Raw genomic sequence first — 14,021 nt, forward strand, 5'->3', positions numbered from 1 at the left:
GAGATCTTCCCACAAGTGTCTCATTATATTCGAGGCTGGTGGTGATCATGGAACGAATACGGTACCGATTAGTCTCGTAGCCGCCCGCTCGAGTGGGCCTCGAGCGATTCGGCGAGTCGTTGCATGCAGATGACTTATAGAAGAGCGTGATGGTCGGGAACATATGCCATTCGATCGAACGGCTGTCGGTCGTCGAACAGTGCTCTCGGCCGTGGGGACCGCAGGAATCGCCGGCCTCACCGGAAGGGGCGGAGCGACGCGAGGATCGCTGGCTCGCGGTGACGAGTCCGGAGCGGGAAGCGACGAACCGGCGATCGTTCCCGACGGTGTCGAACGGATCGATCGGACCTTCGAGTACCACCTCGAGCTAGGGCTGCACCACGGTGCGCAGCTCTCGGTGTGGGAGGACGGCGAACTCGTCGCCGATCTCGCAGGGGGCGTCGACGGTCCTGATGGCGACGAGGTAACCGACGACTCCCGGTTTCTGCTGTTCTCGTGTACGAAACCGTACGCCGCGGCGTGTCTCCACATCCTTGCCGACCGCGGGGAGATCGGTTTCGACGATCGCGTGGTCGATTACTGGCCCGAGTACGCCGAGTCGGGGTCGCCGAAAGCCGAGACGACGATCCGACACGTCCTGAGCCACCAGGCCGGAATCCCGGCGGTCGACGTCGACGAAACGCCAGAGCTGTGGGATGATCCGCATGAGATCGACTGCGCGGTCGAAGAGGCCGACCTCGCCTTCGAGCCCGGCGAGACAGCTCAGTACCACGTCTTCAGCTTCGGGTGGATCATCGCCGGGCTCGTCCGGCGAATCGACGGTCGACGGATCGACCGGTTCGCGCGCGAGGAGGTGTTCGAGCCGCTGGGGATGGACCGAACCCACATCGGACTCCCCGAGGACGAGCCCGACGACGTCGCGACGCTCGTCGGATTCGAGCCGTTCGACCGCGTCGGCGAACCGGAGCCGATCGTCGGCTACACCACCGAGGAAGCCGCTGCGGAGTTCAACCGCGAGGACGTCCGGCGAAGCGTCGTGCCGGGTGCGACCGGGGTCGGCACTGCGAGCGATCTGGCCCGCTTCTACGCCTGCTACGTCAACGGCGGCGAGCTCGAGGGAACCCGGCTGCTCGAGACGGAAACGGTCGACGAGGCGGCCGCGCCCCAGGCCGAGGTCGGACCCGAGGGCGGCGTCGGCACCGCACAGCGGTACGGGCTGGGGTTCCAGCTCGGCGGCACCGTCCCGGACCGCCACGGCGTCCCCGATCCCGCAGCCACCTACGGCCATGCCGGGCTCGGCAGCAGCATCTCCTGGGCGGATCCCGAGGACGGACTCGCGTTCGCGTACGTCACCAACGGGATCCGGGACGCCTACGAGCACGACGTTCGGATGGCGACGATGGGCGAGACGGCTCGAGCCGAGAGTCGCTGATCCTCGAGCTGTCCACGGTCGTAGGTATCGAGCTTCCCCGCGACGGAACGGTGACATGGATCCGAGCGTTGATTAGCCTCGCGGCCGCCCTCTCGAGTATGACCGAGATCATCGACGGGAAGGCCGTCGCGAGCGAGATCCGCGACGACCTGACGGACGCGATCGAACGACTGGCCGACGCGGACGCGCGGCCGGGACTGGCGACGGTGTTGATGGGCGACGATCCCGCGAGCCAGACCTACGTGAACATGAAACAGCGCGACTGCGAGGAGGTCGGCATCGAGAGTACGCACGTCGACGTCGACGGCGACGCTCCAGCCGAGGAGCTGTACGACGCGATCGCCGATCTCAACGACGACCCCGAGATCCACGGCTACATCGTTCAGGCGCCGGTCCCCGACCACGTCGACTACCGCGAGGTGATCCGCCGGGTCGACCCCGCGAAGGACGTCGACGGTTTCCACCCGGAGAACGTCGGTCGGCTCGTCGCGGGCGACGCCCGCTTTCGACCCTGTACCCCCCACGGCGTCCAGAAGCTGCTCGCCCACGCGGGGGTCGATCTCGAGGGCGCCGACGTGACCATCGTCGGTCGATCGGATATCGTCGGCAAACCGCTGGCGAACCTGCTGATCCAGAAGGCCGACGACGGCAACGCCACGGTGACGGTCTGTCACTCGCGAACCGAGAACCTCCCGGAGAAAACCCGTCGAGCCGATATCGTCGTCGCGGCCGCGGGTGCTCCCGAACTGATCGACGGCTCGATGATCGGCGAGGGTACAGTCGTAATCGACGTCGGCGTCAACCGAGTAGATGCGGACACCGAGAAGGGGTACGAGCTCGTCGGCGACGTCGAGTTCGAGAGCGCGAGGGAGCACGCGAGCGCGATAACACCCGTTCCCGGAGGTGTCGGCCCGATGACCCGCGCGATGTTGCTGTACAACACTGTCAGGGCCGCGAGTCTGCAGGCGGACGTGGACGTCGATCTGCCCTGACGAGAGCGATCAGTACGCACCCGGCTCGAGCTCCTCGAGCCGGTCTTGGGCCTGCGTAAACGCCAGTTCGTCCCCCCGGAGTCCGTTCGCGAGGTCGCGAGTCGCCTCGAGCAGACGCTCGGCCGTCTCCGGGTCGACGTCGCCGTCGAGCATCCGGATCCGCTTGACGTGATCGCCCAGCGTCTCGAGGGCGCCCCGTTCGGCACCGGTCAGCTCCCGGTCCTGGGTCCAGTTTCGAACGTCCCGCCGGTACTCTCGAACCGCGTTCGCGTACGCGAGCCCGCGAGCCCCTCGCAGCGTGGGAGGCACCTCGTCGGTTGCGGGTCGTTCCCCCGCGTCGGCTCCCCGGAGCAACGAGAGGAAGTACAGCTCCTCGCGGTCCTCGAGATCGCGTCTGCGGCCGACGACGTCGGCGACGTGGCGCAGTTCGGCCGCCGCGAGGTAGCGATCGTCGAGGTCGCGGAGGTTGCCGGCGTTGATAAATCCTCGTCGCTTCGTGTGTTCCCTCGCGCGGTCGCGCGCGCGTTTCGCGAGGTCGTCGACCGAGGCCTCGTCGATGTCGTTTCTGACCGAGGTGAGATCGAACTCGACGGAGAGATCCGTGTGCTCGGTTCGGTCGTCGAGACCGACGCTGCGCAGGCTTCCGCAGCCCGGACAGCCGACGCTTCCCGTCTCGTAGTACGACCACCGAGTTCCACACTCCGTGCACTCGCGCTCGCCCCTGATCTTCATACGCGGCGACTACGATCGGAGCGGCAAAAAGATCCACCGGACCGACTACGACTCCCCCATCAGGAGAACTCCCGCGGCAGCCCCGCCGATCGTCACCGTGAGCCAGTACGTACAGAGCCGGTAGATCAGTGCGATCGTCAACGCGGCCGCCGGATCGAGCCCGCCCAGGGTCGTTAGCGTCGCGGTGACCATCGCCTCGACGCCGCCGGTGCCCCCGGGAGCGGGGACGACGGATCCGAGCTTCCCGAACGCGACGGCCACCGCGACGACTGCGAACGAGAGCTGATAACCGAGCGCGATCGCCCCGATGTAGACCGGGAGCATGAGAAACACCATCCCGACGTGGGCGGCGGCGACGGCGATCAGCAGCGTTTGCCTGTCGGCGGAGATCGTCTCGAGGGTCCGGTAGAAGCCGTCGAGGCGATCCCGAACCGACTCCGGAGCGAGGGGGTCGTCGAGTCGGCTACTGAACCGACCGACGAGTCGTCGAACGAGGCCCGTCAGACTGACGACGACCGCATAGACGATCGAGGGCCGATAGACGACTAGGGAAACGATTCCGACGAGGGTGAAAAAGAGGGCGCCGAAGGCGACGAACTGGTCGATCAGCCCGTCTCCGAGCGCGTCGCCGACGGTCAACAGCCCGAGCGCGACGAACCCGAACGTGTAGTACGGGACGTAGTTCAACAGATCGGCCGAGAGGACGCTCGCGAGGCCGTCCTCGTAGGCCATCGACTCGTCCTTCGAGACGAGGTAGGCGACGAGGGGTTCCGTCGCGATCTGCCCGTACGGAGTGATGTACTTGAGAAACATCGCTGTCAGGAACAGCCCGCCGATCTGGGTCCGGGAGAGCCCCTCGTCGACCAGCGAGAGAAACTGCTCCCACACCACTCCGCGGAAGGTCAGCGCGAGAACTCCCGAAAGGACTCCGAGCGTGAGCATCGCGGGATTAGCCGAGAACAGCTCCGCGATGAGGTCGTCGCTACCGACAGTGTAGACCAGAATTGCCAGAAGGAAGACGGCGAATACGAACCCGACGACGATCCGCCGTTTCATAAATATACCATCACAGCAGGTGTTCAATTACGTTGTGGATCGGCGCGTGCCGGATCCGGGGCGCGACCGGTCGACCGCCGACCCGAGACGATTGGCTCCCGCCGAACTAATTCTCGTCGCTGTAGTTTTAACCCGAAAATACTCCGGAACCGATGACCGTCATTGGAACGTGTCCGATTGCTAATAGGTCATTAACGTACGGCAGCTGCAGGCCACATCACCACTAGCGCGAAGCTATTATCGGTGTGTATGTCCCAAGAACGACTCAACCGACGGAAGTTCGTCGCCGCAGCGGGTGCCACGAGCGCACTCGTCCTGGCCGGCTGTGCCGATGAAGGTCCCGGAGACGAAGACGACGAGGACGACGGTCTCGAAGACGACGAGGATCCGATGGACGGCGAGGACGACGTAGCGGACGAAGAACCGGAAGACGACGAAGAGGATGATGAGACGTATACGCTGACGGTAACCCTCGAGGACGACGGCGAACCGGTCGAGGGTGCGACCGTTTTCCTCGAGGACGAGGGCATCGAGGAGGGTGAGGGTCTGGACGACGAGGACGTCATGGATGACGAGGACGAGGAAGACGACGACCTCGAGGACGATGACGAGGCCGAGGACGACGAGGACATCATGGACGACGAAGATGATGACCTCGAGGACGACGACGAGGCCATGGATGACGAAGACGACGACGTCGTGGACGACGAGGAGGATGACACGGCCGACGAGGACGACTGGGAGGACGAGACCGACGAGGACGGCGAAGTCGAGTTCGAGGACCTCCACGACGGGGAGTACACGGTTGCCGCCGAGTACGAGGACCAGGAAGCCGAAGACGAGGTCGAGATCGACGGCGACGACGAAGAGATCACGCTGGACTTCGCCGAGGACGGCGAGATATCCGACGAGGGCGACGCGCGGATGGACGAAGACGACAACGAGCTGCAGGACGACGAAGACGCGGTGGAGGACGACGAGGACGACGAAGAGGAGTAAACACGGATCACCGCCCGCGACGGTGGGTGCTCATCGGTAGACGACTACAGCGCGAAGGCCCACGACTTCAGTCACGGGGGAAGATTAGTGGCTGGAAAACCGCCGCTTATTCGTGAAACGGACCGTCGCCGGGACGCGTCGCCGGTCGCGGAGAGTTCCAATAGCGAATTAGCGTTTCCACGCGACCTTTTTTGCGCCCGCTCCGCTAACTGTGGGTATGCGAGACGAGGAAGAAATCCGAGAGCAGTACGAGTTCCTCGAAGAGCACCTCGAGAGCGAGGAGATGCGCCACGACGGCGTCAGGGAGATGTTTACCTACTACAAACGCGCGCTCGGGTGGGTCCTCGAGGAAGAACACATCTGAGGAGTCTCACGGATCGGAACCTATCACTATCCGTCCCGCTTGCGACAGAGTTAAGTACGGAGAACGGAATCTTTCGAGTGACGCTTCGCTTGGAGGGCCGAAGCGTCAGCGGGGACCAATTCAGGGCGGCAAGCGGCCGCGCGACAGTTTTCCGTCGCGCGGCTTGCTTTCCTGTTTACTACTACCGTCGAGCGACCGCCACGTGAGCGGTCGGTGAGCCGAACACCGACGTAACCGACAGTTCGAACTGGACGATCGGAGACATGAAAGCGGAGTTACGGTCGGCGACCGGGCATCCCCTCGCTCCCGTTATCATTTGAAACTCGGCGAAACAGCTATCTTCGATGGTAATATGGCTGTTTCACTCGAAACAACCCGATAGCCTTATTAAAATTCGACAGTAAGTACCGGTGGTACTTTCCCAATGTACGACCTGACAGGATTCCAGCGGGATCTACTCTACGTCATCGCTGGCGAGGAGGAGCCACACGGACTGGCGATCAAGGAGGAACTCGAGGAGTACTACGAGAAGGAGATCCACCACGGCCGGCTGTATCCGAACCTCGATACCCTCGTCGACAAGGGGCTCGTCGAGAAGGGGAGCCGCGACCGGCGGACCAACTTCTATACGGTCACTCGCCGGGGCCGCCGGGAACTCGAGGCCCGCCGGGAGTGGGAAGCGCAGTACGTCGATCTCTAGCGGTTTCATCTCGATTACTCCGCCAGTTCCCATCGCGGTTCGCTCCTGTCGGTCGCCCGAGCACTGCCACTCTCGAGCGGGCGTTCGCGCCGAGACGACGCGCTTCGGAGGTGGGTCGCCGTCGACAGATCGTTTGCGTTCACCCGTCGCAGCGGCGTCACGTGAACGGCGTCGAGCGGCTCTGATGGAGCCGACGCGACGCCGCCGTCGCTCAAATCGTGCTCGCGGAGTCGTTCCCGAACGCCCGTTTCACTACTGGGTCGCGCTCTACGGCGTGGCCCTCCTGTTCGCCGGTGGCTTCGAGACGTCAATCGTTCCGTCTCCCGCGAGACGAGGAGTATCTCTTTAACTCGTCGGCATCCCAATCGCCCGCATGGACCGCGATACGGTCGAACCGAAGGGAGGGACGATTCCCGGCGAGCGGGCGAAACGCTGGGCTGAGTACCACCACCGCTACGCCGCGCCGAGTACGTACGTCTACGAGTTCGTCTGGGACACGCAGGGCGACGCCGTCGGGCCGTTCTGTACCGACGTCGACGGCAACGTCCTGCTCGATTTCACGAGCCACGTCGCCGCCGCCCCGCTTGGATACAACAACCCCATCGTCCGCGAGAAGATCGAGGCGTTCGATATCGTCGACCCGCTGAAGATCGCCGGCCAGGACTTCTACGCGAGCGGCGGCTGGCCGCCGGAGGACCCTGAGTTCCCCAGCCCGACTCAGCTTCAGGACAGACTGATCGCGATGACCGACCACTACGATATGGACCGGGTGTTCCTCTCGAACTCCGGCGCTGAAGCTATCGAGAACGCCATCAAGATCTGTTACGCCTCGGGCGGCCACCGCGCGTTCACCTTCGACGGCGCGTTCCACGGCCGCACCCTGGGGGCGCTCTCGCTCAACCGCTCGAAGGCCGTCCACCGGACGGGGTATCCCGAGATTCCCGGCGTGGTCAGCGTCCCCTACCCCTCGAGTCAGGAAGCGTACGAGACCGACTGGCTGACCGACGGTCCCGGCGGGAACGTCGTCGCCGACAAGCTCCACCCCGACAGGGGCGTGATCGATCCCGACGAGGTCGCCTTCCTCATCCTCGAGCCGATCCAGGGCGAGGGCGGCTACCGCGTCGCCCATCCGGCGTTCGCCCGGGACCTCGAGGAGTTGCGCGAGCGCTACGACCTGAACATCGTCGCCGACGAGATCCAGACCGGACTCGGGCGCACGGGCGAGCTGTGGGGCGTCGACCACCTCGAGCTGACGCCGGACGTCATCACCAGCGCGAAGGGGCTGCGCGTCGGCGCGACGATCTCGCGATCGGGCGTCTTTCCCGCGGAGACGGGCCGGATCTCCTCGACGTGGGGTGCGGGCGACGTGATCGCCGCGATGCAGGGCGTCCTGACGATCGACGCGATCCACGAACAAAACCTGCTCGAGAACGTCCGCGAACGCGGCGAACAGCTCCGAAGTCGACTCGAGCGAGCCGAGCTGCCGGGAGCGATCGACCTCCGCGGACGCGGCCTGATGCTCGCCGTCGAGTTCGACACCAAAGCGCGACGGGAGGCCGTCGTCGAGGCCGCCTTCGAGCGCGGCCTGCTCACCCTCGGCTGTGGCTACAAGTCGCTGCGACTGCTGCCGCCGCTGGACGTCACCGAACGCGAGATCGACCTCGGCGTCGAACTGCTGCTCGAGGCGAGCGAAGCCGCCTCGACGTAGCGGTCGCGACTCAGACGAAAGCCCCACGTTCATACCGCTACTTCGCCTACTACGCGTACGATGATCGGTGCTTTCACCGTCGGCAAGAAGATGCTACTGTTCGGCTACAAACGCTACGGGGTTCCGGGGGCGATCGTCTCCGGCGCCATCTTCGTGGCCGGCTACGTCGCCGTTCGCCGGGCGCTAAGCGGCGGTGCCGACGCCGAATCCCTCGACGAGGCCCTCGAGGCCGAACTGGGTCCGACCGACGAGAGCGACGGCTCAGACCTCGACGACTCGCCGGACGACTCGAGCGCGTCGAACTAACGACCGCGGTCGGTCGCCCCGACGACCGCAACACTATCCTGCAGCCGCTGCAAAGCGCCGGTAGATGTCACAGGAACCGCGGATCCGACGACTCGTCGAGGAGCTCTCGCTCGAGGAGAAGGTTCGGCTCACCTACGGCGCGAACGACCCCGAGGGGCGGGCGACGGGCTACGTGGCGGGTGTCGACAGACTCGGAATACCCCCGCTTCGGATGGCCGACGGCCCCCTCGGTGTGCGGATCCCGGACGAGTCGGCGACGGCGTTTCCCGCATCGATCGCGCTCGCCGCGACGTTCGATACGACTCTCGCGCGCGAGCACGGAGAGGCGCTCGGACGGGAGACCCGAGGCAAGGGCCAGGACGTCCTGCTCGCGCCCGGCGCCAACCTCGTTCGGGTCCCCCACAACGGGCGAAACTTCGAGTACTTCGCGGAAGACCCCGTCCTCTCGGCGTCGTTCGCCGGAGCGGTCGTCGCGGGGATCCAGTCCCAGGACGTCGTCGCGACGCCGAAACACTACGTCGCGAACAGCCAGGAGACCGCCCGCGCCGCCGTCGACGCCGAGATCGACGAGCGCCCGCTGCGGGAACTGTATTTCCCATCGTTCCGCTCGGCCGTCGAGGCCGACGCGGGCTCGGTCATGACCGCCTACAACGACGTCAACGGGACGCGCATGAGCGACCACGAGCGGCTGGTTCGGGACGTGCTGAAAGGCGAGTGGGGGTTCGAAGGGTACGTCGTCTCGGACTGGTTCGGCACCGAGGGGGCTGCCGATGCGGCGAACGGGGGACTCGACGTCGAGATGCCCGGAATCACGATGGCGGAGATGCAGTCCGCGATGGCGGGCGACGACGCCGACGCGCCCGACGCCGCGGACGGAGACGGCGACGGCGAAGCGGGCGAACTCCCGGACGCCATCGCCGAGGGAATGCCCGACCCCGAGAGCTGCGAGCGGTTCGCCGACTCGCTGGTCGAGGCCGTCGAGTCGGGCGCCGTCCCGGAGGGACGACTCGACGACATGGTCGCTCGAGTGCTCGGAACGATGGATCGGGTCGGCCTGCTCGAGGACGGCGAGGCGCGACGCGCCTCGGGCGACCCGACGGGATCCGACGACGGAGCGGTCGATACGCCCGCTCACCGCGAGCTCGCGACACGCGTCGCGACGCGGGGGACGGTCCTGCTCGAGAACGACGGCGTCCTCCCGCTCTCGGACGACGCCGACGTCGCCGTTATCGGCCCGAACGTCGACGAGCCCGTTCTCGGCGGCGGCGGGTCTTCGGAGACGACGCCCGTCGTCGAGACCGATCCGCAAACCGGAATTGACGAGCGCGCCGAGGGAGAGGTGACGGTCGCGTACGGCCTTCCGCGAATCGAGGCGGTGTCGATGCTCGAGGAGTTCACCGCCGGCAGCGAGGACGACCGCGCGGACCCGAGCCGGGAGCCCGACCTCGAGGGCGCCGCGGCGACCGCACGCGAGGCCGACGTCGCGGTCGTCTTCGTTCGCGACACCGCGAGCGAGGCGATCGACCGCGAGGACCTGCGCCTGCCCGACCGCCAGGAGGAGCTGATCGAGGCGGTCGCCGCAGCCAACGACCGCACGGTCGTCGTCGTCAACTCGAGCGGGCCGATCGAGTGCCCGTGGCGCGACGAGGTCGCGGCCGTCCTCGAGAACTGGTACCCCGGACAGGCCCACGGCGACGCAGTTGCGTCGGTTCTCTACGGCGACGCCGATCCGGGCGGGCGGCTGCCGGTGACGTTCGCGCCCGAGGACGCCTACCCGACGGCAGACGAACAGCGCTACCCGGGGGTCGACGGAACGGCCCGCTACGACGAGGGCGTCTTCGTCGGCTACCGCCACTTCGATTCGACCGGGCGGGAGCCGACCTACCCCTTCGGCCACGGCCGCAGCTACGCCGACTACGAGTACGTCGACGCCAACCTGGACCTCGAGGGCGGAACGGTCCACGTCACAGTCGAGAACACGGCCGATCGAGACGGCCGAGAGGTCGTCCAGGTTTACGTCCGCCCGCCGTCAGTCGCGGATGTCGACCGCCCCGTTCGCGAACTCGCGGGCTTCGAGAGCGTCTCGATTCCGGCCGGCGAGCGCGTCTCGGTGGCGGTCGACCTCGAGGAGCTCGCGTTCGCTCGCTACGGCGAAAACGAGTGGACGGTCGATCCGGGCGAGTACGCCCTCGAGATCGGTCGGTCCTCGCGGGACGTTCGAGCGACGGTGCGAACGGAGCTCGAGGCGGCGTTCCGGGAGCGGACTCGGGAGTCGCTTGCGACCGATGAGGCGCCACCTACCGACGGATAGCAGCGGCACCGCGACGTCCGCGTGCGAACCGGATGCGGAATCGCCCGTTCGGCGGAAACTATCAGGGGGTGGACGGTCTCGTTCGTGCTATGACCTGCCGGTACTGCCCGAAGTGTGACGTCGAGATGGAGGCAACTGCCGTGACTACGGCGGAGACCGGAGGCCTCTATGTCAATACTGAACGGGAGGGCGGAATACTCAAACGACTCGGTATCGGTGAGAGCACATCTCTCGACGCGGTTCTCTGTCCTAGCTGTGGATTGATACAACTCTACGCCGATCTCGAGGAGGAGTGCTCCAGTGTCCGTTCCGAGTTCGAATACTGAACCCGGTTTACTGATTCCCTCGCAGCTCCGCGACGTGGTCGATCCGCTGCTGGACGAGTTCGGGTTTGCCGATATCGTGGCGGACGTGGAGTCCTTCCTCACCGGCGACCTCGAGGGCCTCTTCCGCGATCTCCTCGGCTGCGGTGATCGAGTCGGCGACGCCGACGACGGCGAAGGCCCGCGAGGTCGTCGTGTAGATGCCGTCGTCGCGCTCGTCCACGCTCGCGTAGTACAGCAGGGCGTCCCCGGCGCTCTCTTCGTCCACTTGCACCTTCGCACCCGCCTTCGGATCCGTCGGGTACCCCTCTGGAACGGCATACTTACAGACGGTCGCCTGCGAGGCGAACTCGAGTTCGGGTAGCTCGTCGCCGTCGCGGGCGGCCGTGAGGACGTCGAGGAACGGCGTCTCGAGGACGGGCAGTGTGTTCATCGCCTCGGGATCGCCGAAGCGGGCGTTGAACTCGATCACCTTCGGGCCCTCGCTGGTGAGCATGAACTGCCCGTAGAGGATACCACGGTACTCTTCGAGGGCGTCGACGGTCGCCTCCATGATCGAGACGGCCTCCTCGTAGTCGGCTTCGGTCATGAAGGGAAGTTCGAACGTGGCATCGCTATAGGATCCCATCCCGCCGGTGTTCGGCCCCTCGTCGCCCTCGTAGGCCCGTTTGTGGTCCTGGACAGCGGGTGCGGTTCGGAGTTCGCCGTCGGCGACGAACGCCTGGACGGTGAACTCCTCGCCGACCAGCCGCTCCTCTAAGACGATCCGGTCGTAGTCGGAGTCGCGGATGTACGCTTTGCCCTCCTCTGCCGAGACCTGATCGCCGATGACCTTCACGCCCTTTCCACCCGTGAGTCCGGCGGGCTTGATCGCGAGGTCGCCGTCGTACTCGTCGATGAACTCGCAGGCCGCGTCCATCTCGTCGAACGTCTCGAACTCCGGACAGCCGGGGACGTCGTGTTCGGCCATGAAGCGCCGCTGGAACGCCTTGTCCGTCTCGATGCGGGCCTCCTCGGCTTTCGGGCCGAAGGCGTAGATCCCCGCATCCTCGAGCTCGTCGACGACGCCGGCCTCGAGGGGCGCCTCGGGGCCGACGACCGCCAACGTCGCCCCGACGTCCTCGGCGTACTCGCGGACGGCCTTGGGGTTGGTCGTCTCGAGGGTCTCGAACTCTGTCGCGAGCCGGGCGATGCCGGGGTTTCGGTTGCCGGCGCAGGCGTAGAGGTCGACCTCGCCGTCGTCGGACTCCGTCCGACCGCTCGAGGCGCGTCGCGCCTCGCTACTCTCGAGCGCCCGCGCGATCGCGTGTTCGCGCCCGCCGCCGCCGATCAGGAGCACGTGCTCTGCCATGCTCGATAGCGAAACGCACGAACCTGTAAGCGTTACCCTTTGCGCGAGCGAGAAATATGCACGAGTACGGGTATGCTTCGTCGAAGTCCGCCGTCGCGGTCGGTCTCGACCTTTAGTCGTCGCCGGCAGGCGAGGGCTCGAGGGGGGCGCCGGCGTCCTCGTCGGTGTCACCCTCGTCGATCCCGTCCGGACGCGGGAACTGCTCGATCGTCCGTTCGCGGAACGCCTCCTCGTCGAACTCGTACTCGCCCTCGAGGAACTCGAGCACCTCGAGGGTGTCCCGGCGCGCGTTCTTCAGGCAGGTCGAGGCGCCCGGCGAGGGCGTGATGTTGAAGATGATGTCGTCGCCGACGATCTTGGCCTCGCCCATGTCGAGGGACTTCCGCTCGGTATCGACGATCTGGGGGCGAACGCCGCCGTACCCCTTCGCGCGCTCGATGTCGTCGAGTTCGACGCTGGGAACGACCTTCTGAACGTGGGGCAGGAACTGCTTCGGGCCGACGCTCGGAACGTCGTAGAGGAGGTTTCGGAGCACGTACGGCAGGAGGATCCGATCCGAGAGGACGTTCGCGTAGCTGAGAAACGCCGCGGCGTTGAGCCCGAAGACGTCGAAGAAGTCGGTGACGGTGGAGATGCGTCCCCGCTCGAGGGTCGGAACGAGCTTCGCGGTCGGGCCGAAGCGCGTGATCGAGGCGTCGTGAACGTCGGCGTCGCCGTGGACCGCGGCGAAGGGTAGCTTCTTCATCTGGAGGGTGTAGACCTTCCCGTTGAGCAGATCGTCCCCGAGGAAGAAGCTGCCCGCGACCGGGAGCAGGATCTTGTTCTCTCCGTAGCCCAGCTCCTTGGCGATCTGGAGGCTGTGGGAGCCGGCGGCGACGACGGTCGCCTCGCAGTCGAAGCGGCCGTCGGTCGTCTCGATCGTGTAGCCGTCGAGCGTCGGCGTGATGTCCTCGACTTTCGTCCCGGTGTAGACGTCGACGCCCGCCTCCTCGCGCGCGAGCTCGACGAACGACTGGGTCGTCGCGCCGTAGTCGACGACGTAGCCGTCGGGTGTCTGGAGCGCCCGCAGCTCCGTGTCAGGATCCCGTCCTTCGACGACCTTCGGCTCGATCTCGGCGATTTCCTCGCGACCGATCGAGCGCAGCTTCGGGAACAGGTCACCGAAGCCGTCGCCCTCGTAGCGTCGCTCGAGCTCCGCGACCTCCTCGCGACCCACGCCCAGCACCATCTTGCTGCGCTTGTCGTGCATCTCCCGGTCGGGGTCGCGGTTCTCGAGGTAGCCCGCGAGCATCTCCGCGCCCTCCTTTACCTCCCGAGCCTTCTCGAGGGTGTAGTTGGTCTCGATGTCCCCGAAGTGGAGGGTCTGGGAGTTGTTGGTGTGATCGGAGTTGATCGCCGCGATCTCGTCTTCCTTCTCGATCAGTGCGATAGAGTCGATATCGGTGAACGTCGCGGTCGTGTACAGCAACGAGGCGCCGCTGATACCGCCGCCGACGATAACGAGGTCGTACTTGCCAGACATTGTTATGGTGGCCGCTATGTGCCCAACTTCGGTCCAGACGTATAACTCATCTTTTTCTATCAAACTGCCGTCGATCGACGAATACGGTATCGACAGCTGCTGTTTCGGCGAGAGCTCGAGCGGTGCAGCTGTCGGAAACGGCGGGTCGAACGGGGTCGGCTCCCCCGGAGAGGGGCTGGCCCGGTTCGAGTGAGTTGCCCGGACCGCGTACGGCACATCGATTCG

The 14,021-nt window shown here is 65.9% G+C and carries 13 protein-coding genes; 9 read left to right on the top strand and 4 right to left on the bottom strand.

Going from position 1 to position 14,021, the window contains the following annotated elements:
* Positions 1 to 163 precede the first annotated feature (163 nt).
* Together ACFEMD_RS17370 and ACFEMD_RS17375 are read left to right on the top strand one after the other, a co-directional pair.
* Positions 164 to 1,432, top strand: a complete 1,269-nt coding sequence (locus ACFEMD_RS17370; protein WP_394742510.1) for a serine hydrolase domain-containing protein — start codon at positions 164 to 166, stop codon at positions 1,430 to 1,432.
* Between the two features lie 98 nt (positions 1,433 to 1,530).
* Positions 1,531 to 2,424: a bifunctional methylenetetrahydrofolate dehydrogenase/methenyltetrahydrofolate cyclohydrolase gene (locus tag ACFEMD_RS17375; protein ID WP_394742512.1), complete on the top strand. Its 894-nt coding sequence runs from the start codon at positions 1,531 to 1,533 to the stop codon at positions 2,422 to 2,424.
* Positions 2,425 to 2,433: 9 nt separating this feature from the next.
* Here the strand turns inward: ACFEMD_RS17375 and ACFEMD_RS17380 are convergent, their stop codons facing one another.
* Complete coding sequence (locus ACFEMD_RS17380; protein ID WP_394742513.1) at positions 2,434 to 3,156, bottom strand: DUF7117 family protein; 723 nt, start codon at positions 3,154 to 3,156, stop codon at positions 2,434 to 2,436.
* A gap of 45 nt (positions 3,157 to 3,201) precedes the next feature.
* Positions 3,202 to 4,212 carry a lysylphosphatidylglycerol synthase transmembrane domain-containing protein gene (locus ACFEMD_RS17385; RefSeq protein ID WP_394742514.1) on the bottom strand — a complete coding sequence of 337 codons (1,011 nt, stop codon included), beginning with the start codon at positions 4,210 to 4,212 and terminating at the stop codon, positions 3,202 to 3,204.
* Positions 4,213 to 4,461: 249 nt separating this feature from the next.
* Between ACFEMD_RS17385 and ACFEMD_RS17390 the strand changes: the two genes are divergently transcribed.
* The 7 genes from ACFEMD_RS17390 (at position 4,462) to ACFEMD_RS17420 (ending at position 10,926) form a co-directional block, all read left to right on the top strand.
* Positions 4,462 to 5,211, top strand: coding sequence for a hypothetical protein (locus tag ACFEMD_RS17390; RefSeq protein ID WP_394742516.1), 750 nt, complete (start codon positions 4,462 to 4,464; stop codon positions 5,209 to 5,211).
* Positions 5,212 to 5,428: 217 nt separating this feature from the next.
* Complete coding sequence (locus tag ACFEMD_RS17395) at positions 5,429 to 5,575, top strand: hypothetical protein (protein ID WP_005555567.1); 147 nt, start codon at positions 5,429 to 5,431, stop codon at positions 5,573 to 5,575.
* A gap of 424 nt (positions 5,576 to 5,999) precedes the next feature.
* Positions 6,000 to 6,275 carry a PadR family transcriptional regulator gene (locus tag ACFEMD_RS17400; protein WP_278291670.1) on the top strand — a complete coding sequence of 92 codons (276 nt, stop codon included), beginning with the start codon at positions 6,000 to 6,002 and terminating at the stop codon, positions 6,273 to 6,275.
* A gap of 373 nt (positions 6,276 to 6,648) precedes the next feature.
* Positions 6,649 to 7,983 (top strand): aminotransferase class III-fold pyridoxal phosphate-dependent enzyme, encoded by a 1,335-nt coding sequence (locus ACFEMD_RS17405; RefSeq protein WP_394742519.1) that lies wholly within the window; start codon positions 6,649 to 6,651, stop codon positions 7,981 to 7,983.
* Positions 7,984 to 8,043: 60 nt separating this feature from the next.
* Complete coding sequence (locus tag ACFEMD_RS17410) at positions 8,044 to 8,289, top strand: hypothetical protein (protein ID WP_394742521.1); 246 nt, start codon at positions 8,044 to 8,046, stop codon at positions 8,287 to 8,289.
* A 64-nt stretch (positions 8,290 to 8,353) separates the two neighbouring features.
* Positions 8,354 to 10,600 carry a beta-glucosidase gene (locus tag ACFEMD_RS17415; RefSeq protein WP_394742523.1) on the top strand — a complete coding sequence of 749 codons (2,247 nt, stop codon included), beginning with the start codon at positions 8,354 to 8,356 and terminating at the stop codon, positions 10,598 to 10,600.
* Between the two features lie 89 nt (positions 10,601 to 10,689).
* Entirely contained in the window at positions 10,690 to 10,926 is a 237-nt protein-coding gene (locus ACFEMD_RS17420) for a hypothetical protein (RefSeq protein ID WP_394742525.1), read from the top strand.
* Between the two features lie 7 nt (positions 10,927 to 10,933).
* Here ACFEMD_RS17420 and purD read toward each other — a convergent pair whose 3' ends face one another.
* Both purD and ACFEMD_RS17430 read right to left on the bottom strand, forming a co-directional pair.
* Entirely contained in the window at positions 10,934 to 12,274 is a 1,341-nt protein-coding gene (purD, locus tag ACFEMD_RS17425; RefSeq protein WP_394742527.1) for a phosphoribosylamine--glycine ligase, read from the bottom strand.
* 112 nt (positions 12,275 to 12,386) lie between these two features.
* A complete protein-coding gene (locus ACFEMD_RS17430) occupies positions 12,387 to 13,796 on the bottom strand; it encodes an FAD-dependent oxidoreductase (protein WP_394742529.1) in 1,410 nt (469 codons plus the stop codon).
* Between the last annotated feature and the right edge of the window lie 225 nt (positions 13,797 to 14,021).

The organism is Natronococcus roseus, assembly GCF_043677095.1.
GTDB lineage: Archaea > Halobacteriota > Halobacteria > Halobacteriales > Natrialbaceae > Natronococcus > Natronococcus roseus.

What these genes read in the sequence shown, in the direction of transcription:
- ACFEMD_RS17370 (WP_394742510.1), top strand. Translation starts at nt 164, where the DNA reads ATGCCATTCGATCGAACGGCTGTCGGTCGTCGAACAGTGCTCTCGGCC.
- ACFEMD_RS17375 (WP_394742512.1), top strand. Translation starts at nt 1,531, where the DNA reads ATGACCGAGATCATCGACGGGAAGGCCGTCGCGAGCGAGATCCGCGAC.
- ACFEMD_RS17380 (WP_394742513.1), bottom strand. Translation starts at nt 3,156, where the DNA reads ATGAAGATCAGGGGCGAGCGCGAGTGCACGGAGTGTGGAACTCGGTGG.
- ACFEMD_RS17385 (WP_394742514.1), bottom strand. Translation starts at nt 4,212, where the DNA reads ATGAAACGGCGGATCGTCGTCGGGTTCGTATTCGCCGTCTTCCTTCTG.
- ACFEMD_RS17390 (WP_394742516.1), top strand. Translation starts at nt 4,462, where the DNA reads ATGTCCCAAGAACGACTCAACCGACGGAAGTTCGTCGCCGCAGCGGGT.
- ACFEMD_RS17395 (WP_005555567.1), top strand. Translation starts at nt 5,429, where the DNA reads ATGCGAGACGAGGAAGAAATCCGAGAGCAGTACGAGTTCCTCGAAGAG.
- ACFEMD_RS17400 (WP_278291670.1), top strand. Translation starts at nt 6,000, where the DNA reads ATGTACGACCTGACAGGATTCCAGCGGGATCTACTCTACGTCATCGCT.
- ACFEMD_RS17405 (WP_394742519.1), top strand. Translation starts at nt 6,649, where the DNA reads ATGGACCGCGATACGGTCGAACCGAAGGGAGGGACGATTCCCGGCGAG.
- ACFEMD_RS17410 (WP_394742521.1), top strand. Translation starts at nt 8,044, where the DNA reads ATGATCGGTGCTTTCACCGTCGGCAAGAAGATGCTACTGTTCGGCTAC.
- ACFEMD_RS17415 (WP_394742523.1), top strand. Translation starts at nt 8,354, where the DNA reads ATGTCACAGGAACCGCGGATCCGACGACTCGTCGAGGAGCTCTCGCTC.
- ACFEMD_RS17420 (WP_394742525.1), top strand. Translation starts at nt 10,690, where the DNA reads ATGACCTGCCGGTACTGCCCGAAGTGTGACGTCGAGATGGAGGCAACT.
- purD (WP_394742527.1), bottom strand. Translation starts at nt 12,274, where the DNA reads ATGGCAGAGCACGTGCTCCTGATCGGCGGCGGCGGGCGCGAACACGCG.
- ACFEMD_RS17430 (WP_394742529.1), bottom strand. Translation starts at nt 13,796, where the DNA reads ATGTCTGGCAAGTACGACCTCGTTATCGTCGGCGGCGGTATCAGCGGC.